This window comes from Leisingera sp. (genome assembly GCF_034669605.1).
Taxonomy (GTDB): Bacteria; Pseudomonadota; Alphaproteobacteria; order Rhodobacterales; family Rhodobacteraceae; genus Leisingera.
On sequence record NZ_JAXMOX010000083.1, the window covers coordinates 1 to 17,750 of the forward strand.

Genomic DNA, 17,750 nt, shown 5'->3' on the forward strand with positions numbered 1-17,750 from the left:
CACGATGGGCGCAAACGCGATGACCATGATCAGATCATTCACCGATACCTGCAACAGGGTATAGGTCTCGTCTCCACGTGTCAGTTGCGACCAGACAAACACCATCGCCGTGCAGGGTGCGGCCCCTAGAAGGATCAAACCGGCGATGTATTGCATGGCATCTTCGGGCGGAATCCATGGCGCAAATACATACTGGAAGAACAGCACGGCCAATGCCGCCATCGTAAAGGGCTTGATCAACCAGTTCACGACAAGGGTGATCATTAATCCACGTGGTTGTTTTGCGACGTCTTTCAGTGATCTGGGATCGACGCCAACCATCATCGGGTAGACCATCGCCCAGATCAACACGGCGACAACCAGATTGACACTGGCCACTTCTGCCGCCGCGACTGCATTGACCAAACCGGGGGCGACATTGCCCAGAAGGATCCCTGCCCCCATCGCCAATGCGATCCAGACAGAGAGGTACTTTTCAAAAATATTCATGCGGCAGCCTTATCATTTCCCGGCGCTTTGAGTTGCGACGTTCCCAGCCAGCTAATACCGATCATCGCGGCGGCGGTGCCAAGGCACAAGGGCAGCCCGCCGACCTGGTATGTGAAACCGGACAATACTGTGCCAACCAATCGGCCTGCCGCGTTGGCCATATAGTAAAAACCGACATCCATCGTGACCCTTCTTGCATCTGTAAAGCTGAGGATCAGAAACGAATGCAATGCTGAGTTCACGGCAAAGATGCCGCCAAAGACCAAGAGGCCCAAAACAATCGTTACGGTCAGCGCATTAGACGGTTCGGAGACCAGCCAGACCAGACCGGCAAGGAAAGCAGGCACAATGGCAAGCAGACCAATCCATCGTTTTGCCAGCGCCAGAATTTGTGCATCTGTCCGTGACGCGGCCCTTAGGATGCGCGGTGCCGCGCCTTGGACGGTGCCATAGAGGATCGTCCATACGGCCATGAACGTCCCGATCATGAAGAAGGCGGTGCGATTGCCTTCGGTGCTGCCGTCCGACAGCACAGCGTAGAAGTAGATCGGGATGCCAACCACGAACCAGACGTCCCGGGCGCCGAACAGGAACACCCGCGCCGCCGACAGCCAGTTGATGTTGGCGGATTTCGAAAACACTTCGGAAAACTTCGCGCCCTTCCGTCCCCGCGGCAGGCCAGCAGGCATCGAGACCAGAACCGCAGCCAGGATCACCGCCAGCACCGCAGCCATGCCAAGGGTCGCCCAGGTAAATCCCGCCACTGCCAAAAGACCCGCACCCAGCAGAAAGCCGACCCCCTTGACCGCATTCTTGGACCCGGTCAGCACGGCTACCCAGCGGAACAGCCCGTCGCCCTCCTTGGGCGCCAGCAGCTTGACGGCGGATTTGGAGGCCATCTTGGCCAGATCCTTGGCCACGCCCGAGAGCCCCTGCACCGCCATGACAAATGCCACCGATGCGGCAATCTGCCAGTTCGGGTCCAGCTGCGCCAGTGCCACCAGCGCCGCCACTTGCAGGCCCAGCCCCGCGTAGAGCGTCGTTGTCAGCCCGAACCGGGCCGCGATCCAGCCGGCCGAGAGGTTGGTCGCCATGCCCGCAACCTCATACAGGACAAACAGATAGGCCAGCTGCACCGGGCTGAAACCCAGCGTGTGGAAATGCAGGAGCACCAGCATCCGCAGGGCGCCGTCGGTCAGCATAAAGGCCCAATACGACGCCGTGACCGCAGCATAGGCACGCAGCCCGCTCGGCGGGCCGCCTTCGGGTTTCGGGCCGGGAGATGTCACAGGCTTTCACCCACCATGCGGGCCACATCCACCAGCCGGTGCGCATAGCCCATCTCGTTGTCGTACCACGCGTAGACCTTCAACTGGGTGCCGTTCACAACCATGGTCGAGGGCGCATCCACAATCGCGGACCGCGTGTCGTTGGTGTAGTCCGCGGAGACCAGCGGCCGTTCCTCATAGCCGAGAATGCCTGCCAGCGGGCCATCCGCGGCGGTCTTGAACAGGGCGTTCACCTCTTCAGCGCTGGTTTCGCGCTTCAGTTCGAACACGCAGTCGGTGATCGAGGCGTTCAGCAGCGGCACCCGCACCGCATGGCCGTTCAGCTTGCCCTTCAGCTCCGGGTAGATCAGCGTGATCGCCGTGGCGCTGCCCGTGGTCGTGGGGATCAGCGAGTTCAGCGCCGACCGCGCCCGGCGCAGATCCTTGGCGGGCCGGTCGACGATGGTCTGGGTGTTGGTCACATCATGGATCGTGGTGATCGAGCCGTGCTTGATGCCGATTGCCTCGTGCAGGACCTTCACGACCGGCGCCAGGCAGTTGGTGGTGCAGCTGGCAGCAGTCACGATGCGGTGACGCCCAGGCTCGTAAGTGCCCTGGTTCACGCCATAGACGATGTTGGCTGCATCGCCGTCCTTGACGGGGGCGGAGACCACCACCTTTTTCACACCAGCATCGAAATAGGGCGCCAGCTTGGCTTCGGTTTTGAAAACACCAGTACAGTCAATCACCACATCCACGCCTTCCAGTGGCAGCTTCTCGATCCGGTTTTCGCAGTGAACCGGCAGGCGAATGCCGTCGATGGTGACACTGTTCTCATCAAAGGCAAAATCAGCTTGCCAGCGGCCGTGGACCGTGTCGAATTCCAGCAGATGCGCGTGCATCTCGGGCGAGCCCACCGCATCATTGATCCAGGCAATCTGCGCACCGCTCTCCAGCAGCGGTTTCAGGGCGAGCTTTCCCATCCGGCCAAGGCCGTTCAACGCGTATACAGTCATGGTCTTTCCTTTGTTTGCAGGGCGGCCTGGCCGTAGGCCGGTCAATGGTTCAGAGCGATGTCGTCCACGGCTTTTTGCAGTGAAATACGGTCCAGCTCGGCGATCGGCAAAGCTGCAAATGCCAGGATCCGGTTCTTGAGTGTGCCATAGGCCTGCTGAAAGGCGAGGCTCTTCTCGGCATCGCTGCCTTCGGCCTTGACTGGGTCAGGCATGCCCCAATGGCCGGATATCGGCTGGCCTTCCCAAGCGGGGCATTCCTCGTTTGCGGCCTGATCGCAGACCGTGAAGACGAAATCGAACTCGGGCGCGGCACTGCCGATGAACTCGCTGACGTTCTTGGCGCGTAGGCTGTCCACATCATGCCCCTTCCCGCGCAGGACTTCGATGGCAAAGGGGTTGAGTTCGGAAGACGGCTTGGTGCCTGCAGAGTGCACATTGAACCGCTCGCCGCCAAAACTGCGCAGCAGCGTTTCCGCAAAAATCGAACGGGCAGAATTGCCGGTGCAGATAAACAGCACGTTAAATCGCGGGTCTCTCATGGATGGGTCCTTTGGGTTCGGGCCAGGCTGGACAGGCAGGCACAGCTCCGGACGTCCCCGGCAGCAGTCAAGCAACAGCGCATCCAGTGTTTCCCGGATTCCGCCCATATCAGCCCGATAGTAAAGCCAGGTGCCTTCGCGGGTCTGCGACACCAACCCTGCCTGCATCAAAGCAGAAAGATATGACGATAATGTGCTGGATTTTACGTCCAGCGCCGAAGCGATTTCCCCAGCGGGCACATGGTCAGGATACCGGCGCATTAGCAGCCGGAACACCGAAAGGCGCTGGGGATGCCCCAAGACAGCGAGGCGGAGGGGAATCTCTTTTTCCATGATTCCCGTTTTATCGAAATATAACCTCCGCGCAAGAGGAAATCTTCTTGTCGCAGTTCCTTGTTCTCTCTCTCACTTCGACCTCGCCGAATTGCTGGTCGTGTCTTGGAAGTGGTGGAAATTTGAATGTGGCGTAAACTCCGGGTGAACTGACTCCCGCCCTACCGGCGGTTGCAACCGCCAAGGAGATCACACCATTAAGCAGAATATCGGCAGCGCGTCCCTTTCGCCACTGTCCGACGCCTCGGGATATGATCCGATCGGGAATTGCCATCGGGCTAATGTCCGCGCCGCCATCGAGGCGATGTTCGAAGAGGAACTGGCCGAATTTCCTGGCCGCCTCCGCTATGTCAACGGCGAAGAGCGGGCCAAGGGGTACTGCTACGGTCAGCGAAACCGGCAGCTTTGCAGCGCCTTTTTTGAAGTTGACAGAGGCGCCCGGCGTCAAACAAACGTTGGCTCCCCTTAACACTGGTCACCGTTTAGCGGGGAGGCCACGATCCTGTTTGCTATGGCTCTCCAGCGGTTATTCGGAAGTCTGACGATCACGTCTGGAAGACTGCTGTGGGTAAAATGTGCTAAAGATTATCAACCGGATTGGAAATGAAGCTTACCTGTAAATAACACCTCCCCACCGGACCGCTAGCAATGGAAGCTTTTTTTATTGCTGAGGTGGCCTCCATACAATCTGCGCGCAGGAGGCTATTACATTGCCAATGCAATCTGCCGGGCGAGCTCTGCCAGGGCCTTGGCGAGTGCATCTGCGGTTGCGGATGGTCCGTGACCACTGACCGGTGTCCGGATGTCGAAGCGCTTCACAAATTCCCGTACTGTGCCCTCGGGCGAGGAAACCGCAAACTGGCCTGACAGTTCGAAAACTCCGTCAGCCCGCGCATAGGCCTGATCCACTTGCACATCCAGACGCGCGTCGGGGCCAGTGTTCAGCGGCCACGGTTCAATTGCGGCGGAGGCACCGGTTCGTTCATTCAGCCCGCGAGCCAGAGCGGTGGCCATGCCGCGGGCCGGGTCATCGGCCCATTGTGCGCCGCGAAGCGCGAACAGGGCGCCGCCGTCGCCTTCGGCGACGATATCAGACGCTGCGGCATAGGAGGGGAGAGAGATCAGCCGCACCTCGATCGTCCGGGAGCGCAGGTTGGCTACTTTTTCGCCAGGGGCAGCAGAGATCAGGTAACGGGCATCATTGGCCGGAGCGCAAGCTGCCAACACAATAAGGGGCAGCGTCAAAGACAGGGCTTTTATCATCTTACTTTCCAAACAAAAGGGAATTCGGGTGACGTTCAATCTTACGGGCAAGCTGGGAGACCGAGCGTGCGGCTGATTTGAACTCCCGCAGGGCATCCAGCGTTTCGGAGTTGAAGTTTGAGCGGGCGCCGTAGGCCGTGATCAAGGCCTCAGATTGTGCAACCAGCCTTTCCAGCCGGGCGGAGAGAGCCGGTAACCCTTCAGCTGCGGCCGCCACAGCGTCGGCAGCGCCGCGGGCAGAGGCCATTGTGGCATTGGCGTTGCTCAACAGCCCGCCACTGCGCAGCGCCGCCAGGGTGAGGCGTATTTCATCCAGCGCGCTGGTCAGGGCCGGGGGCAGCGCCCTGGCGCCCTCGGAATCGATCATGCTGTCGGCGCTTTTCAACAGCTGGCTGGCGGAGCGGACGAGCTCTTCGGCCTCCAGTGCATTGGCTTTGGCCGCCAGGGAGCGGAAGTCGCTGACCAGCGCGGGCAATTCGTCCGATGCCGCAGCGAGGCTGGAAGCAGCCCGGCCGCCCTGCTCCAGTGCTGTTGTCAGGTTGGCCACCGCTCTGCCTTGCTGCAACTCAGACAGAATTGCGCGAAGGTCAGCCACCGCTGCACGCAGCTCGCCGGGCAGCGCTTGGGTCTCCGGATCCGCGACCAGCGCCCGGGTTTCCTCCAGAAGCGCCACCGCCGCCAAAGGCGCTTGGCGGGTGCTGTCGGCAGAGGCCAGGGATTCGATGCTCGCCAGAGTAGCGATTGCCTGCGCCATCAGCTCTTCGACAGGCAGCTCGCTGATACGCTCCAATGCGCCTTCTGCGGTTGCAGTGAAATCGGGCAGATCTGAGGGCGCAGTAGGCAACTCGGGGTAAGGGTCTGCGTTGCGATTGAACAGTGCAGGCTCAGCCTTTTCCAAGGTGACCAGTTCGACAATCAGCTCAGAGCTGAACAGCCCGGCAGCAGCCAGCCGGGCCCGCAGCCCACCCGCTGCCGCCTGTTCCAGAAAGTCCAGAACCTCAGCCTCTCCCGCCCCGGGTGGTAGGCCCATCAGCGACGGTTCAAGCAGCAGCTTGGCAATCAGGCGAACCTCGGTCTCCTCACTGCCGCTCTGAATAGCGGCGTTCAGACTGCTGACTTCGCCGACCTTTACGCCGCCTAGCTTGACCGCGGCACCATTGGTCAGGCCCGCGACCGACTCGCCGAAGGCAACCGAAACGGCGACGCCGCCTGTCAGCGCGGGGGCAAAGGCGGTGCGGCGAGCCGCGGCTTCGTCAGGGTGAATGTCGAAAACAGCGCCGGCACTGACTGGACGGCCGCCATCGAACACGGTGTCGAACTCTATCCCGCCGGCCACCAGTGAGGCAATGCTGTCCACATCAAGCGACAGCCCGCTGGCGCCAATAGAAACTGAGAAGCCGGAAGTGTCCCAAAAACGCGTCGCGGAATTGATCCGCCGGTCATGCGGAGCCTCGATAAAGGCATCGACAACGATACTGTTGCCGCTGACCGTCAGGCGCGGGCGTTCCAGCTGGCCAACCTCAATACCGCGGAAAAGCACCGGTGCGCCTTCAGAGATCATCCGTCCGTCGTTGGTGCGCAATGTGATCCGCTGCCCGCCACGGCCTGGCTGCACAAGCGGCGGCCGATCAGCGCCTTCAAAGCTGATTTCGGGGATACCCCGATCCTGATCCCAGGCACCTTCGATGTAAACTCCGGACAATACGGTGCTGAGGCCTGAGATGCCCCGCGCGCTCACTTCCGGGCGCACCACCCAGAAGGCGGCATCCTTATCCAGGTAGGGAGCAATTTTCTTGTCGATGCGGGCCCATACGGCAACCTTGCTCAGGTCCTCGGCAAACCCCACGTCCTCGACCTGGCCGATCACAACGTCACGATAGCGCACTGTCGTTTCATTGGCGGCAATGCCGGAGGCGTTTTCAAAGGTGATGCTGATCAGCACGCCGCGACCGCTATAGGCCTTCCAGGCGACCCCGAGCGAAACAGCCAACGCCGCCAGCGGCACCAACCAGACCAAAGAAAGGTTTCGCCAAGGCGAGAGACGCTGCGCGGAGACGGTCATCGGGGCGGGTTCAGGCAGGCTCATTCATATTCTCGCTCTTCCGCTTGCCAGATCAGGCGCGGATCGAAACTTTGGGCTGCCAGCATGGTGAAGGCAACCGACAATGCAAAACTGACCGCTGCAATCCCCGGTGTGACGGCAGCGGCAAAATCCAGCTGAACCAGGGCGGTCAGAATGGCAACGACAAAGACGTCAATCATCGACCACCGGCCGATGAATTCGACCACCTCATACAGCACCTGCCGTCCGTGGCGGCCCAGCGCGCCCGGTTTGCGGACCGAAACCGCCAGATAGGCAATGGCCAGGAACTTGGCGGCCGGGATTACGATGCTGGCAAAGAACACGATGAAGGCAACAGCGTACGAGCCGTGGCCGAACAATTCGGCAATGCCGCCGATCAGCGTATTCTCGGAGGTGCGGCCGAAGGCGGTGGTGCGCAGCATCGGGTAGATGTTGGCGGGAACATAGGCGATTATGCCGGCGGCCAGCCAGGCCCAGACCCGCTGCAGGCTGTGCGGCCCCGGTTCAGACAGGCTGCCGCCGCAGCAGGAACAGGCGTTTGCACCGCGGGAATTGACCGTGCCGCAGGCGCGGCAGCCGGCCAGCCCTGCGTTTGTTGCGGTCAGGAACTGCGGCGCGTCTTCAGGGTTTTCCATACGGTCAGCCTGCAAATCGAACTGTCGGTCAGGATGGTCACCACCAGCAGCGCGGCAAAGGCCCAGAAGGCAGGCCCCAGTCCGACCTGTGCCAGGCCGGACACTTTGACCAGCGCCACCGCCACCCCGATGATAAAGATTTCGGCCATCGCCCAGGGTTTCAGCCGCTCCGCCCAGCGGTAGGCGGCCTCGGCGCCCGGTGCCGGATGCCAGCCTAGGGCCATCGGCGCCAGGGTATAGATCAGCGCGCCGTAGCGCGCGGCCGGCAGCAGCACGATCAGTAGGCCGGTCGCCAGCGACAGCGGCGCCATCGGCCCGCGCGAAAACGCCAGCACCGCATCCAGAACCGAGGCCCGGTGCGACAGGCCCTGGGCCTTGAGCTCCAGAAAGGGGAAACCTGCTGCGGCGGCCAGAAGGATCAGTGCAGTCAGCGACAGCATCGCGATCCGGGTCATGGCGCCGGATCTGGGGGCCGCCAGCACAGTGCCGCAGCGGGCGCATCTGGCCACCGTGTGCGCTGCGACGTTCTGATCGCGGTGCAGCACGTCGCAAACGGGGCAGGCAATGAGCTGTTCTGTATCCATGTCACCCCCATCCGGACAATCAGCGCAGCCCGCAGCGGGTCGGAAGTTACTCTGCCGCGGCCAGTGACAGCAGCACTTCCTTGCCGGCCCGCCTGTAGTTTGCGAAGGAATTGGCGCTCATAATCACGAGAAACTGACCATATCAATCAGGACTTAGCCCTTCTCTAGCAGCACACGCGCCAGCGTCGTGATGTCTTCCTCATAAAACCGACGCTTTCCGCAAAGTTCCTGGAGTAGTTTTTGCGGGATCTTGTAGCGGCCCAAGGCTTTGCCGCCGAAGCCGCGGACATAAAGCCTGGCGAGAGCGTCGGCCGCGTTGTCGAAGTCGGGCATCTCCAATTTTCCGCATGTTTTTTGGCTATAGGCAAAAGTATCACTTTCATAGTGGAGCGGCAACCGACTTGAATGATGAGTTGGTGGACGGAGTACGGAGATGCCGCTGTAAAACGGTCCCTATCTACTGAACTGTGAACCGGCATGCGAAATTGGGTCTGGCGCAGAATTGGCCCAGCGCTGACGTGCCTCAGGCTAAATTTCGATCAGCTCAGAAAGAGGTTGCCGATGGCGCCATACTTTTCACGGCGGGATTTTCTACCAGCGGGTCTCAAGGCCGAACAGGTCGAATTTGTTGGAAACACGATCCGGATCCACACCCATTCGATCAAAGTTGCAGCGGCGTGTATAGGCTGCACTCTGCTTTGCAGTATTCTTGCAGAAGGGCATGACATCTTGCCATTGAGATCAAGGGCGACGCCCCGACGCGATTATTGAGGGCGGACAGATTAGCTATATTCGGCACGGTGATGGAAGCTACCACATCGACCTCATACAGGCAGGCCTGACGATGAAGGAGCAGTTCGGTATGGCCTTGCGGCAGAGGACGGGCTTCGTTGAAAGCCTGCTGCACCTTGTCGTCCTCGACTGGTCGGTGCCCGACTTCAGCACGCTCTCTGGCCGACAGAAGCGCTCGCCGTCAACATCCCATTACGTGGCCCCAAGCGACGGGTCTGGCGCCAGATGCACCTCGGGATCGACGAAGAAACGCTGGAGGTCCGGGCGGTCGAGGTTACCGGGAGCGATCTCGGTGACGCGCCAGCGCTACCAGGTCCGCTCGGCCAGATCGCTATTGACGAGCAGGTCGCCAGCGTTACGGCGGACGGCGCCTAAGACACACGCAAATGCCACGATGCCATCGCGGACCGCGGGGCCCACGCCGTCATTCCACCGCGCAAGAACGCCAAGTCATGTAAGACCGTCACCGCCGGGGCGGCAGTCCGAGCTCAAACCACTAGGCCCTGGTTGCGCAGGCGGGCGATTTCGGTAGCGATCACGTCCGAGAACGCCTGTCCCACCGCGCTGAGGGGGCGGTCGCGGGGGGTGAACTGAGCGATGTCCCAACTGATGGACGGCAGGAGCGGCCGGTCCAGAACCCGGAGCGGGTCCAGCAGGCGGCAGGCCACCGGATCGACGATGGCCAGGCCCAGCCCCATTTCCACTAGTTTGACCACGCCGCGCAGATTGCGCATCTCAGCGGTGATGTTTCGCTGCACGTCGATGGTCTGCATAAGGTAATCGACCCGTGTGCGCAGCGGGCTGCCTGGGGCAAGATCGACAAAGCTCTCGCTGCGCAGGCGGGGCAGGGGGATTTCACCCGGCTGATTCAACGGGTGATCCACCGGCAGAATGCAGCGCGCTTCGCAGCGGGCCAGGGTGCGTGCAGTGGCGCCAAAGGACTCGGCCTCCAGGGTGATTCCCAGCGCCAGGTCGCAGCTGCGTTCGGCGATCATGCGCATCATTTCCTCCATGCCGACATCGACCAGGCGGATGCTGACGCCTGGGTGGCTACGGCGGAATACAGCGATGGCATCCAGAAGAAAGGTGTCGCAGAACACCGGCTGGGCGGCGATCACCAGATGGCCTAGCTGCTTATTGGCGATGGCGGCCGCTTCCTCTTCGATGTCGCGCATAGCGGCCAGGGCGCGCTGCACCGTCAAATGATATTGGAAGGCCTCGGGGGTTGGTGCTAAACGGTTGCGTTTTCTGAGGAAAAGAGCAAACCCAACGTGCTCTTCAAGGGCGCTAAGCAGGCGGCTGACGGCAGGCTGGCCAAGCCCCAAGACTTCACCGGCAGCCTGGACGCTGCCCAGGCGCATGAAGGCATCAAAGGCCTCGAGTTCCCGCAGCTTGATCATCTTGATGCTCCCTCAGTATTCATTTTTAGCATACTGCAGGCAATCCTTGTCAATATTGGAATACTGTGGAACAGGAACCTCATCGTGAATTCCGGTCGGGCTCCCGGCCGCATTGTGGGAGGATACCATGAAAAAACTCATCTCTGGCCTTGCTCTGGCCTTCTCGATGGCCGCTGGCGTTGCCATGGCCGCTGGCTATCCCGAAAAGGCCGTGACCTTGGTGGTACCCTATGGCCCCGGCGGTGCCTCAGATCTGGCTGGCCGCGCCCTCTCTGAAAGCGCGAAGCCCTATCTGGGCCAGCCGGTGACCGTGGTGAACAAGCCCGGCGCTGGCGGTATGAACGGCGCGCGCTTCGTTTCCGAAGCCGATGCGGACGGCTACACGATGCTTCTGGCCCGTGTTGGCATGGCGCTGACCCCGGCTGTGAACCCGCAGGCTTCGGTCGACTGGGATGCTTACACCTTTGTAGGAGGCCTGGAAGCCAGCCCGATGATCCTCGCGGTGAAGGGCGACGCCTCCTACACCAGCGTGGAAGAGCTGATCACCGCGGTGAAAGAGGCCAAGGGCCGCATGTCCTATGCCGCCTCGGGGGCGACCGCAATCGATGGTTTCACCGTTCAGTCGCTTTTGTCGGACGCCGGTCTGGACCCGCTGACCGCCGCAACCTTGGTGCCTTACAAGGGCGGTGGCGCTCTGGCGACCGCGCTGCTGGGCGGCCATGTGGACTTCCTGGCGATTTCAGCCGGCTCGCTGATGCCGCATATCGAAAGCGGCAGCATGAAGCCCTTGATGGTCTTCGCCCCCAAGCGCATGGACAAGCTGCCCGAGGTCCCGACGGCGGCCGAGCTGGGTTATGAGCAGGCCGGTCAGGTCACCGGTTGGAGCGCGCTTTATGCGCCCAAGGGCCTGCCGGAAGACGTGATCGCCAAATGGCAGGACGTGCTGGGCCAGGTGGCCACCGACGAGACCTGGCTGACCCTGGCCGAGCGCCGCGGTTCGATCTCGACCGTGGGCGCCGTGGACATGCCCGCCTATGCCAAGACGCAGTACGAGTTGTTCAACGGCCTGGCCAAGAAGTCCGGCTACCTGCCGGCTGAATAAGCCTGAACCGTCCTTCACTCATAAGATCGGAGCGGCCCCGCCCATAATCGGGTCGGCGGGGCTGCTCCTCCCTCAGCGAAAGATCGAGCGATGACCAAACCTCTCTTTCGCGGCCTTTTGATCGCAGCCTTTTTTGCCCTTGTGGCCGCCGTGCTGATCCCGGTCTATGTGCCGCGTCCCGCATTCATTCCCGGATTCGCCCCGCCGCCCGACATGTGGCCGCGCTTGGTGGCGCTTATCGGAACTGCCCTGGGCTTGCTGGCCATTATCCAGGCGTTTTTGGGACGCGGCGTGCCTGACGAGTCTCCGATCAAGACCGATGGCGCCGCTTTGGCCACCATGGTGCTACGGGCGCTGGGCGCCGCAGCTGCCTTTGCAGGTTTTGTCTTGGCGGTGCCGCTGGCGGGCTTTCCCATTGCGGCGATGGCCCTGACCGGCCTGTGCATCCTGTTGACCGGAGAACGCGGCCACGTCCTGTGGGCGCTAGCGATCTCCATCCTCGGGCCGCTGCTCCTTCTGGCCTTCTTTCAGCAGGCGCTGGGCACGCAATTTCCCAAGGGGCTGTTAACCACGGCGATCGGGATCTGAAGGGACTGACAAAATGATGAATGACATTCTGATCGCCCTGCAGGCGGTCGCCACTCTTGAAAACCTCCTGATCATGGTCGCCGGTATCTGGGGCGGCGTAATCATCGGCGCCATTCCGGGCATGACCGGAACCATGGCGGTTACGCTGGCGCTGCCGTTTACTTTTTACATGGCGCCGGTGCCCTCGATCCTGCTGCTGGTCGCGCTCTACAAGGGTTCGACCTACGGCGGCTCCGTCTCGGCCATCCTGATCAAGACACCGGGCACCGCCTCGGCCGCATGCACCGCACTTGATGGGTATCCGCTGGCGCAGCAGGGAAAGGCGGGCAAAGCGCTGAACATGGCGCTCTACTCTTCGGTCACCGGCGATTTCATCTCGAACCTGTCGTTGATCTTCCTCGCCGCGCCGCTGGCGATGCTGGCGCTGCACGTGGGGCCACCGGAATACTTCATGCTGATGCTCTTTGCCCTGACCACGGTTGCGGGAGTGTCCGGAAATTCGCTGCTGCTGGGGCTGGTATCAGCCGCCATGGGGCTGCTTCTGGCCACCGCCGGAGAGGACATGTACGGTTCCTTCCGCTTTGCCTTTACCGATGACATGCAGGCGGGACTGTCGGTGGCCCCGGTGCTGATCGGCCTGTTTGCGCTGCCGGAACTGATCAAGATGATCGTTATGCGGGCGGCGCCTGACAAAGAGACCGCCAAGCTGGGCGATCAGAAGGTCAGTCGCGCCGAATTCCTCAGCTCGCTGAAGTCGATCCTGCGCGGCAGTTCCATCGGCGTGATTATGGGCGCTATCCCGGGCATTGGTCCCTCGGCGGCGGCGTTTTTCTCCTACGGGGAGGCGCAGCGGAGCTCGAAGAACGGCAAGAACTTCGGGAAGGGAGAGCTGGAAGGAATCGCTGCCTCCGAAAGCGCCAACAACGGCGCCTGCGGGGCTACCATGATCCCGCTCCTGGCGCTGGGCGTGCCCGGTGACGTGATTACCGGCGTGATGCTGGGCGCCTTCATGATCCAGGGCCTGACCCCCGGTCCGCTGCTGTTTCAGACCAACATGCACGAGATTTACATGCTGTTCATCGGCATGCTGTTCTCTTCGGTACTGTTGTTCGGGGCTGGCAAGCTGACTATGCGGATGTTTTCTTATGTGGCGCATATTCCGCAGACCCTGCTGACGCCGACTGTGCTTCTCCTGTGCCTGTTCGGGATCTACTCGATCTCCTCCAGCATGTTCGACGTGACGGTGCTCTTGGTGATGGGTTGCGTAGGCTTTGCCATGTTCCTGCTGAACATCCCGGCCGCCCCTTTTCTCATCGCCTTCATTCTGGGTCCGATGATCGAAGAGAACCTGCGCCGGGCGATGGCCCTGTCGCGCGGAGAGCCGGGCATTCTCCTGTCCTCCCCGATCACCTGGGTGTTTGCCGCCCTGATTGTTTTTGTGGTGGCCCTGACCGTGCGACGCGAAATCCAGAAATCCAAAGACCGAAAGGCCCTGATCTCATGAGCCAGCCTGCACGAGCGATTACCCCCAGCCATCCGCAACTGGAACAGGCCAAAGAGCACCTGCGGGCGCTTATCGGATTTGACACCGTGTCGAAAAACTCGAACCGGGCCCTGATCGACTATATGGCGGCGTATCTGGGGCAACTGGGGGCAGAGATCACCCTGTTACCCGACGCAACCGGGCAGAAGGTGAACCTGGTGGCGCGGTTCGGTCCCGAAGAACAGCCGGGGATTGTGCTGTCGGGTCATACGGATGTGGTGCCCGCCGATGAGGACACCTGGGTCACGCCGCCCTTTGCCATGGATGAGCGCGACGGGCGCCTTTACGGGCGCGGCGCCTGCGACATGAAGGGGTTTGCTGCCTGTGTCATGGCCGCCGCACCGGCCATAGCCGACGCGGATCTGCAGAGGCCGCTCTATCTCTGCTTTTCCTATGACGAGGAAATCGGCTGCCTTGGGGCGCCGGATATCGCCCGCCACCTGGCGGCGCTGCCGGTGCCGCCAGAGTTCGCCATCATCGGTGAACCTTCGAACATGAAGCTGGTCACTGGCCAGAAGGGCAAGATCGCCATGCGTGCGGTTGTGACCGGCACCTCCGGGCATTCCTCCTTCTCGCCGAGCCATGTGAACGCGGTTGAATATGCCGGGCAGATACTCGGGCTGATCACCGAACGGGCGGCCCGGTATGAAAGTGAGGGGCCGTTTGACGCCGAATTCACCGTGCCCCATGCCACCCTGCTGGCGACGATGATCTCCGGCGGAGTTGCCACCAACGTAACGCCGGAACATTGCAGCTTTACTTTCGAGTTGCGCTCGATCGGCGAAAACGATCCCGAGGGCGAAATGGCGACCCTGATCGAAAGCACCGCCGAGATCAACGCCGAGATGCAGGCGCGGACGCCCGGCTGCGGCATCGAGTTCCAGCGTATTTTTGCCTATCCTGCGATGAACGATGCCCGCAACAGCGCCGGGTTCCGGGCCTTGGCGGGTCTGATGCCCGCCTATGGCGGCAAGGTGTCCTATGGCTCCGAAGGCGGCGTCTTCGAACAGATCGGCGGCATTCCGTCAGTCATCGTTGGCCCCGGATCCATTGACCAGGCCCACAAGCCCAATGAATTCGTCGAGATCAGCCAGATCGAGAGCTGTCTGGAGTTCCTGGGCGGGCTCACCGCGCGCCTGAGTGCGGCTTGAATTTGGCTTGGACAGTCAGAGTGCAAGCGAACAGAAGGGCCGGGGCAAATGCTCCGGCCCTTTGCCTTGGATCTTTGCTTTTGCGGGATGCTTGGCAAAGTTTGGGGCGCTACGCAGGAAGACTTTGCGGCCGGCAAAGCCTGTGATGAAGAGTGGCGACATTGCACCTTGGGCCAGTCAGCGCACCTGATCCGGATACGCGGCGGCAAAAGCAGGGTGCGCCGCGCAGGCTGCCTCTACAGCGCAGATCCGGGGCATATCCTTGAAATCCGCTTGCCAGCGGCGGGCATTGTAAAGCTGCGGCATAAGGCAGATATCGGCGAGGCCTGGTGTGTCGCCGATGCAAAAAGGGGCTTGATCAAAGTCGGTCAGCAGTGCCTCGAAGGCTTCCAGGCCCGGACGGATAAAATGCTGCATCCACGCCTTGGGCATGCCGGCCGCGCCGCCGCTGAGCTGGGTTGCATATTTGGCCACCTGCAGGTTGCAGACCGGATGCACGTCCACGGCCACCGAATGGGCTAGCGCCCGTGCCCTGGCACGCAGACCTGGGTCCTTGGGCAGCAAGCCGAGGTTCCGGGTATCGTCCAAATAGTCGAGAACTGCCAGGGACTGGGTCAGGCGCAGCCCGTCGATTTCCAGGACCGGAACAAAACCTTGCGGGTTGCGGGCCAGATGTTCGGGGCTTTTGTGTTCGCCCTTCATTAGATCGACCCGTTCAGTGGTGTATTCAATCCCTGCCAAGTTTAGCGCAATGCGCAGGCGGTAACTGGCTGATGACCGCCAGTAGTCGTAAAGAATCGCGTCGCCCAACGGCATTCTCCCCTATTAAAAAGCTTAGGCCTTGTTCAGTTTCTTAAAGTACAGCCAATCGGCATGTTTCGGGGCTTTATCGGTCTCTGACCATTCATTCAGCATTTCCCACTTCACCGAACCGGGCTTTTGCGGCAGCGCCTCTTCCTGCAGGCCGGGGCAGGCCAGTTCCATCCGGTGGCCATTCGGATCGAAGAAATAGATCGAATGGAAGTTAGAGTGATCAGTGACCCCCAGCACCTCGACGCCCTTGGCCTCAAGATGCCCTTTGAACTGGATCAGCGTGTCACGGTCCTTTACCTCAAAGGCGATGTTCTGGACCCAGACCGGCGTTTTGCGGGCATGGACCATTTCCAGCTTGGCCGCCGGCTCAAGGAAAAGCCAGCATGTTGCCATTCCCTGCGTTCATGAAGATAAGCATGCAAGGGGCCGGCTCGTGGGCGGATGGAAACTGGTCCTCGGCCATGCCCAGGACAAAGTCCTTTTTTCAGCATTTCGTTGAGGCATTCTACCGTCTGATTGGTGTCTTTGCTTCGGTAGGCAACGTGAGGGATCTGCTCTCTTTTCAAGCGGAATCCTCCCGGGGATTCCGCGCGGCAGCTGCCAGCGCCTGTTTCAGAACCGAGCGTTTGCCTATGTGGTTGGCCAGTATCAGCACCAGGCGTGCATTCAGTGCATCGCTTTCGATTTTGCTGAGACCCTCATGCGCCGCCAGGAGATCTGCATAGAAGTCGTCGGCGCGCTCGGTGTTGGCGGTCAGGATCAGCTGTTCGTCGGTCATATGGATCACTCCTTACCGATGGCCCGGCGGATCGCGTGCCGGAACTGGTTTTCGTCAAAGCCGGGACGGCGGGCGGCGACATGCTGATCCGGGCGGATCAGATAAACGCCGCTTTCATGCTTGCCCAAATACCGTTCCTTCAGCGCCAGCGACTTGTCGTCCTTGATGGAGAGCGCAAGACGGGGAACCCTGATGCCGGACTCCTCAATTGCATCCGGGGCGTCAGCATCGATAGTCAGCAGAACGAATTTGTCCCCCAGCCTGTCCAGCAGGAAACCGTCGCTCAGCGGTGCGTCCGGGCAAGGAGAGCCAGGCCGGGTCCGTTCAGGCCCGTCTAAGGCATCGGCTGAATTCAACGGCGACCCATCATAGGTGCAAGGTTCCGACAGACGGCCCGAATTCACCAGCGGCCGGGCGAATTCATACTGTTCTGACAGATCCAGCACAGCATCGCGCAGCACCCGGCTCATCTCCGACTTGGGGGTGATAAAATCGGTGGAGCGCGAGGAGTTCAAAATGTTTTCGTCCGCGCCGTGGACCCGCTCAGCGTCATAGCTGTCCAGAAGGCTTTCCGGGGCGGTGCCGTCCATCACCAGTTGCAGCTTCCAACACAGGTTGTCGGTGTCCTGAACGCCGGAGTTGGCGCCGCGTGCACCAAAGGGCGAAACCTGATGCGCAGCATCGCCGGCAAACAGCACCCTCCCGTGGCGGAACTTTTCCATCCGGCGGCATTGGAAAGTGTAGATCGAGACCCATTCCAGCTCGAACTTCACATCCTCTCCCAGCATCGCTTTTAGACGCGGGATCACGTTTTCCGGGCGCTTCTCCCGCTCTTTGTCGATATCCCAGCCCAGCTGCAGGTCAATGCGCCAGACCCCATCCGGCTGCTTGTGCAGAAGTGCCGACTGCCCCTTGTTGAAGGGCGGGTCGAACCAGAACCAGCGTTCGGTCGGGAAATCCGCGTCCATGATGACATCGGCAATCAGGAAGTTGTCTTCGAACACCCGGCCGACAAAATCCAGTCCCAGCATCCGGCGGGTAGGGGAACCTGCGCCATCACAGGCGATCAGCCACTCAGCTTCCAGATTATAAGAGCCTTCGGGCGTGTCGATTTCCAATGTCACATGGTCGGGATGCGTGCCGATGGCCGAAACTTTGTTGCGGCCGCGGATTTCAATCTTGGCGCCCTGCTCCTGCAGCTCCCGGACCCGGTTAACAAGGTGTTCTTCAAAGTAATATTGCTGCAGATTGATAAAGGCGGGGCGCTTGTGGCCTTCTTCCGGCAGCAGGTTGAAGTCATAGACCTGACGGTCGTCAAAGAATACTTTTCCGACGTTCCACTGCACGCCTTTGTCCACCATCGGCTGGCCGCA

17 protein-coding genes and 3 pseudogenes are annotated in these 17,750 nt (G+C 61.0%); 6 read left to right on the forward strand and 14 right to left on the reverse strand.

Features of this window, described 5'->3' with window-relative positions; translation table 11 throughout:
• The 4 genes from VOI29_RS12015 to VOI29_RS12030 form a co-directional block, all read right to left on the reverse strand.
• A partial coding sequence (locus VOI29_RS12015) for an arsenic resistance protein (protein ID WP_416361520.1) occupies nt 1-489 on the reverse strand: 489 nt, incomplete at its 3' end.
• Nucleotides 486-1,778: an organoarsenical effux MFS transporter ArsJ gene (gene arsJ / locus VOI29_RS12020; RefSeq protein WP_416361521.1), complete on the reverse strand. Its 1,293-nt coding sequence runs from the start codon at nt 1,776-1,778 to the stop codon at nt 486-488. The genes VOI29_RS12015 and arsJ, both read right to left, overlap by 4 nt.
• A complete protein-coding gene (locus VOI29_RS12025) occupies nt 1,775-2,773 on the reverse strand; it encodes an ArsJ-associated glyceraldehyde-3-phosphate dehydrogenase (protein WP_323779034.1) in 999 nt (332 codons plus the stop codon). Before VOI29_RS12025 ends, arsJ begins: the two co-directional genes overlap by 4 nt.
• Nucleotides 2,774-2,814: 41 nt before the next feature.
• Nucleotides 2,815-3,645, reverse strand: coding sequence for a metalloregulator ArsR/SmtB family transcription factor (locus VOI29_RS12030; RefSeq protein WP_323779036.1), 831 nt, complete (start codon nt 3,643-3,645; stop codon nt 2,815-2,817).
• A gap of 196 nt (nt 3,646-3,841) precedes the next feature.
• On the opposite strand from VOI29_RS12030, the pseudogene VOI29_RS12035 reads away from it, so the two are divergent.
• Nucleotides 3,842-4,063 (forward strand): annotated as a pseudogene (locus VOI29_RS12035) (IS256 family transposase); the annotation flags it as partial.
• Nucleotides 4,064-4,350: 287 nt separating this feature from the next.
• On the opposite strand, the gene VOI29_RS12040 reads toward VOI29_RS12035, so the two are convergent.
• The 5 genes from VOI29_RS12040 to VOI29_RS12060 all read right to left on the reverse strand — a co-directional run bounded on the left by VOI29_RS12040 (nt 4,351) and on the right by VOI29_RS12060 (nt 8,543).
• A complete protein-coding gene (locus tag VOI29_RS12040; protein ID WP_323779038.1) occupies nt 4,351-4,908 on the reverse strand; it encodes a PqiC family protein in 558 nt (185 codons plus the stop codon).
• Between the two features lies 1 nt (nt 4,909).
• The gene (locus tag VOI29_RS12045) at nt 4,910-6,994 is read right to left on the reverse strand and encodes an MlaD family protein (protein ID WP_323779039.1); all 2,085 of its coding nucleotides are present in this window, start codon (nt 6,992-6,994) and stop codon (nt 4,910-4,912) included.
• Entirely contained in the window at nt 6,991-7,626 is a 636-nt protein-coding gene (locus VOI29_RS12050) for a paraquat-inducible protein A (protein ID WP_323779041.1), read from the reverse strand. Before VOI29_RS12050 ends, VOI29_RS12045 begins: the two co-directional genes overlap by 4 nt.
• Nucleotides 7,593-8,210, reverse strand: coding sequence for a paraquat-inducible protein A (locus VOI29_RS12055; protein WP_323779042.1), 618 nt, complete (start codon nt 8,208-8,210; stop codon nt 7,593-7,595). Before VOI29_RS12055 ends, VOI29_RS12050 begins: the two co-directional genes overlap by 34 nt.
• 153 nt (nt 8,211-8,363) lie before the next feature.
• A complete protein-coding gene (locus VOI29_RS12060; protein WP_323779044.1) occupies nt 8,364-8,543 on the reverse strand; it encodes a hypothetical protein in 180 nt (59 codons plus the stop codon).
• Between the two features lie 493 nt (nt 8,544-9,036).
• On the opposite strand from VOI29_RS12060, the pseudogene VOI29_RS12065 reads away from it, so the two are divergent.
• A pseudogene (locus VOI29_RS12065) lies at nt 9,037-9,503 on the forward strand (transposase); the annotation flags it as partial.
• On the opposite strand, the gene VOI29_RS12070 reads toward VOI29_RS12065, so the two are convergent.
• Nucleotides 9,491-10,402: a LysR family transcriptional regulator gene (locus VOI29_RS12070; RefSeq protein ID WP_323779046.1), complete on the reverse strand. Its 912-nt coding sequence runs from the start codon at nt 10,400-10,402 to the stop codon at nt 9,491-9,493. The pseudogene VOI29_RS12065 and the gene VOI29_RS12070 overlap by 13 nt on opposite strands.
• Nucleotides 10,403-10,529: 127 nt before the next feature.
• Between VOI29_RS12070 and VOI29_RS12075 the strand changes: the two genes are divergently transcribed.
• The 4 genes from VOI29_RS12075 (at nt 10,530) to argE (ending at nt 14,786) form a co-directional block, all read left to right on the forward strand.
• Nucleotides 10,530-11,504 (forward strand): tripartite tricarboxylate transporter substrate binding protein, encoded by a 975-nt coding sequence (locus tag VOI29_RS12075; RefSeq protein WP_323779048.1) that lies wholly within the window; start codon nt 10,530-10,532, stop codon nt 11,502-11,504.
• Between the two features lie 90 nt (nt 11,505-11,594).
• Nucleotides 11,595-12,092 carry a tripartite tricarboxylate transporter TctB family protein gene (locus tag VOI29_RS12080; protein WP_323779049.1) on the forward strand — a complete coding sequence of 166 codons (498 nt, stop codon included), beginning with the start codon at nt 11,595-11,597 and terminating at the stop codon, nt 12,090-12,092.
• Nucleotides 12,093-12,105: 13 nt separating this feature from the next.
• Nucleotides 12,106-13,596 carry a tripartite tricarboxylate transporter permease gene (locus tag VOI29_RS12085; RefSeq protein WP_416361522.1) on the forward strand — a complete coding sequence of 497 codons (1,491 nt, stop codon included), beginning with the start codon at nt 12,106-12,108 and terminating at the stop codon, nt 13,594-13,596.
• Nucleotides 13,593-14,786 carry an acetylornithine deacetylase gene (argE, locus tag VOI29_RS12090; protein ID WP_323779052.1) on the forward strand — a complete coding sequence of 398 codons (1,194 nt, stop codon included), beginning with the start codon at nt 13,593-13,595 and terminating at the stop codon, nt 14,784-14,786. The genes VOI29_RS12085 and argE overlap by 4 nt, the downstream gene beginning before the upstream one ends.
• 177 nt (nt 14,787-14,963) lie before the next feature.
• Here the strand turns inward: argE and maiA are convergent, their stop codons facing one another.
• The 4 genes and pseudogenes from maiA to VOI29_RS12110 all read right to left on the reverse strand — a co-directional run.
• A complete protein-coding gene (gene maiA / locus VOI29_RS12095) occupies nt 14,964-15,596 on the reverse strand; it encodes a maleylacetoacetate isomerase (RefSeq protein ID WP_323779059.1) in 633 nt (210 codons plus the stop codon).
• Between the two features lie 24 nt (nt 15,597-15,620).
• Nucleotides 15,621-16,165, reverse strand: a pseudogene (locus tag VOI29_RS12100) (VOC family protein).
• Nucleotides 16,162-16,377: a DUF2783 domain-containing protein gene (locus tag VOI29_RS12105; protein WP_323779054.1), complete on the reverse strand. Its 216-nt coding sequence runs from the start codon at nt 16,375-16,377 to the stop codon at nt 16,162-16,164. The pseudogene VOI29_RS12100 and the gene VOI29_RS12105 overlap by 4 nt, the downstream one beginning before the upstream one ends.
• A 5-nt stretch (nt 16,378-16,382) precedes the next feature.
• A partial coding sequence (locus VOI29_RS12110; RefSeq protein WP_323779055.1) for an FAD-dependent oxidoreductase occupies nt 16,383-17,750 on the reverse strand: 1,368 nt, incomplete at its 5' end.

Excerpts from the sequence above, each read along its gene's own strand:
- VOI29_RS12025 (WP_323779034.1), bottom strand. The coding sequence starts at position 2,773 with ATGACTGTATACGCGTTGAACGGCCTTGGCCGGATGGGAAAGCTCGCC.
- VOI29_RS12030 (WP_323779036.1), bottom strand. The coding sequence starts at position 3,645 with ATGGAAAAAGAGATTCCCCTCCGCCTCGCTGTCTTGGGGCATCCCCAG.
- VOI29_RS12040 (WP_323779038.1), bottom strand. The coding sequence starts at position 4,908 with ATGATAAAAGCCCTGTCTTTGACGCTGCCCCTTATTGTGTTGGCAGCT.
- VOI29_RS12045 (WP_323779039.1), bottom strand. The coding sequence starts at position 6,994 with ATGAGCCTGCCTGAACCCGCCCCGATGACCGTCTCCGCGCAGCGTCTC.
- VOI29_RS12050 (WP_323779041.1), bottom strand. The coding sequence starts at position 7,626 with ATGGAAAACCCTGAAGACGCGCCGCAGTTCCTGACCGCAACAAACGCA.
- VOI29_RS12055 (WP_323779042.1), bottom strand. The coding sequence starts at position 8,210 with ATGGATACAGAACAGCTCATTGCCTGCCCCGTTTGCGACGTGCTGCAC.
- VOI29_RS12060 (WP_323779044.1), bottom strand. The coding sequence starts at position 8,543 with ATGCCCGACTTCGACAACGCGGCCGACGCTCTCGCCAGGCTTTATGTC.
- VOI29_RS12070 (WP_323779046.1), bottom strand. The coding sequence starts at position 10,402 with ATGATCAAGCTGCGGGAACTCGAGGCCTTTGATGCCTTCATGCGCCTG.
- VOI29_RS12075 (WP_323779048.1), top strand. The coding sequence starts at position 10,530 with ATGAAAAAACTCATCTCTGGCCTTGCTCTGGCCTTCTCGATGGCCGCT.
- VOI29_RS12080 (WP_323779049.1), top strand. The coding sequence starts at position 11,595 with ATGACCAAACCTCTCTTTCGCGGCCTTTTGATCGCAGCCTTTTTTGCC.
- VOI29_RS12085 (WP_416361522.1), top strand. The coding sequence starts at position 12,106 with ATGATGAATGACATTCTGATCGCCCTGCAGGCGGTCGCCACTCTTGAA.
- argE (WP_323779052.1), top strand. The coding sequence starts at position 13,593 with ATGAGCCAGCCTGCACGAGCGATTACCCCCAGCCATCCGCAACTGGAA.
- VOI29_RS12105 (WP_323779054.1), bottom strand. The coding sequence starts at position 16,377 with ATGACCGACGAACAGCTGATCCTGACCGCCAACACCGAGCGCGCCGAC.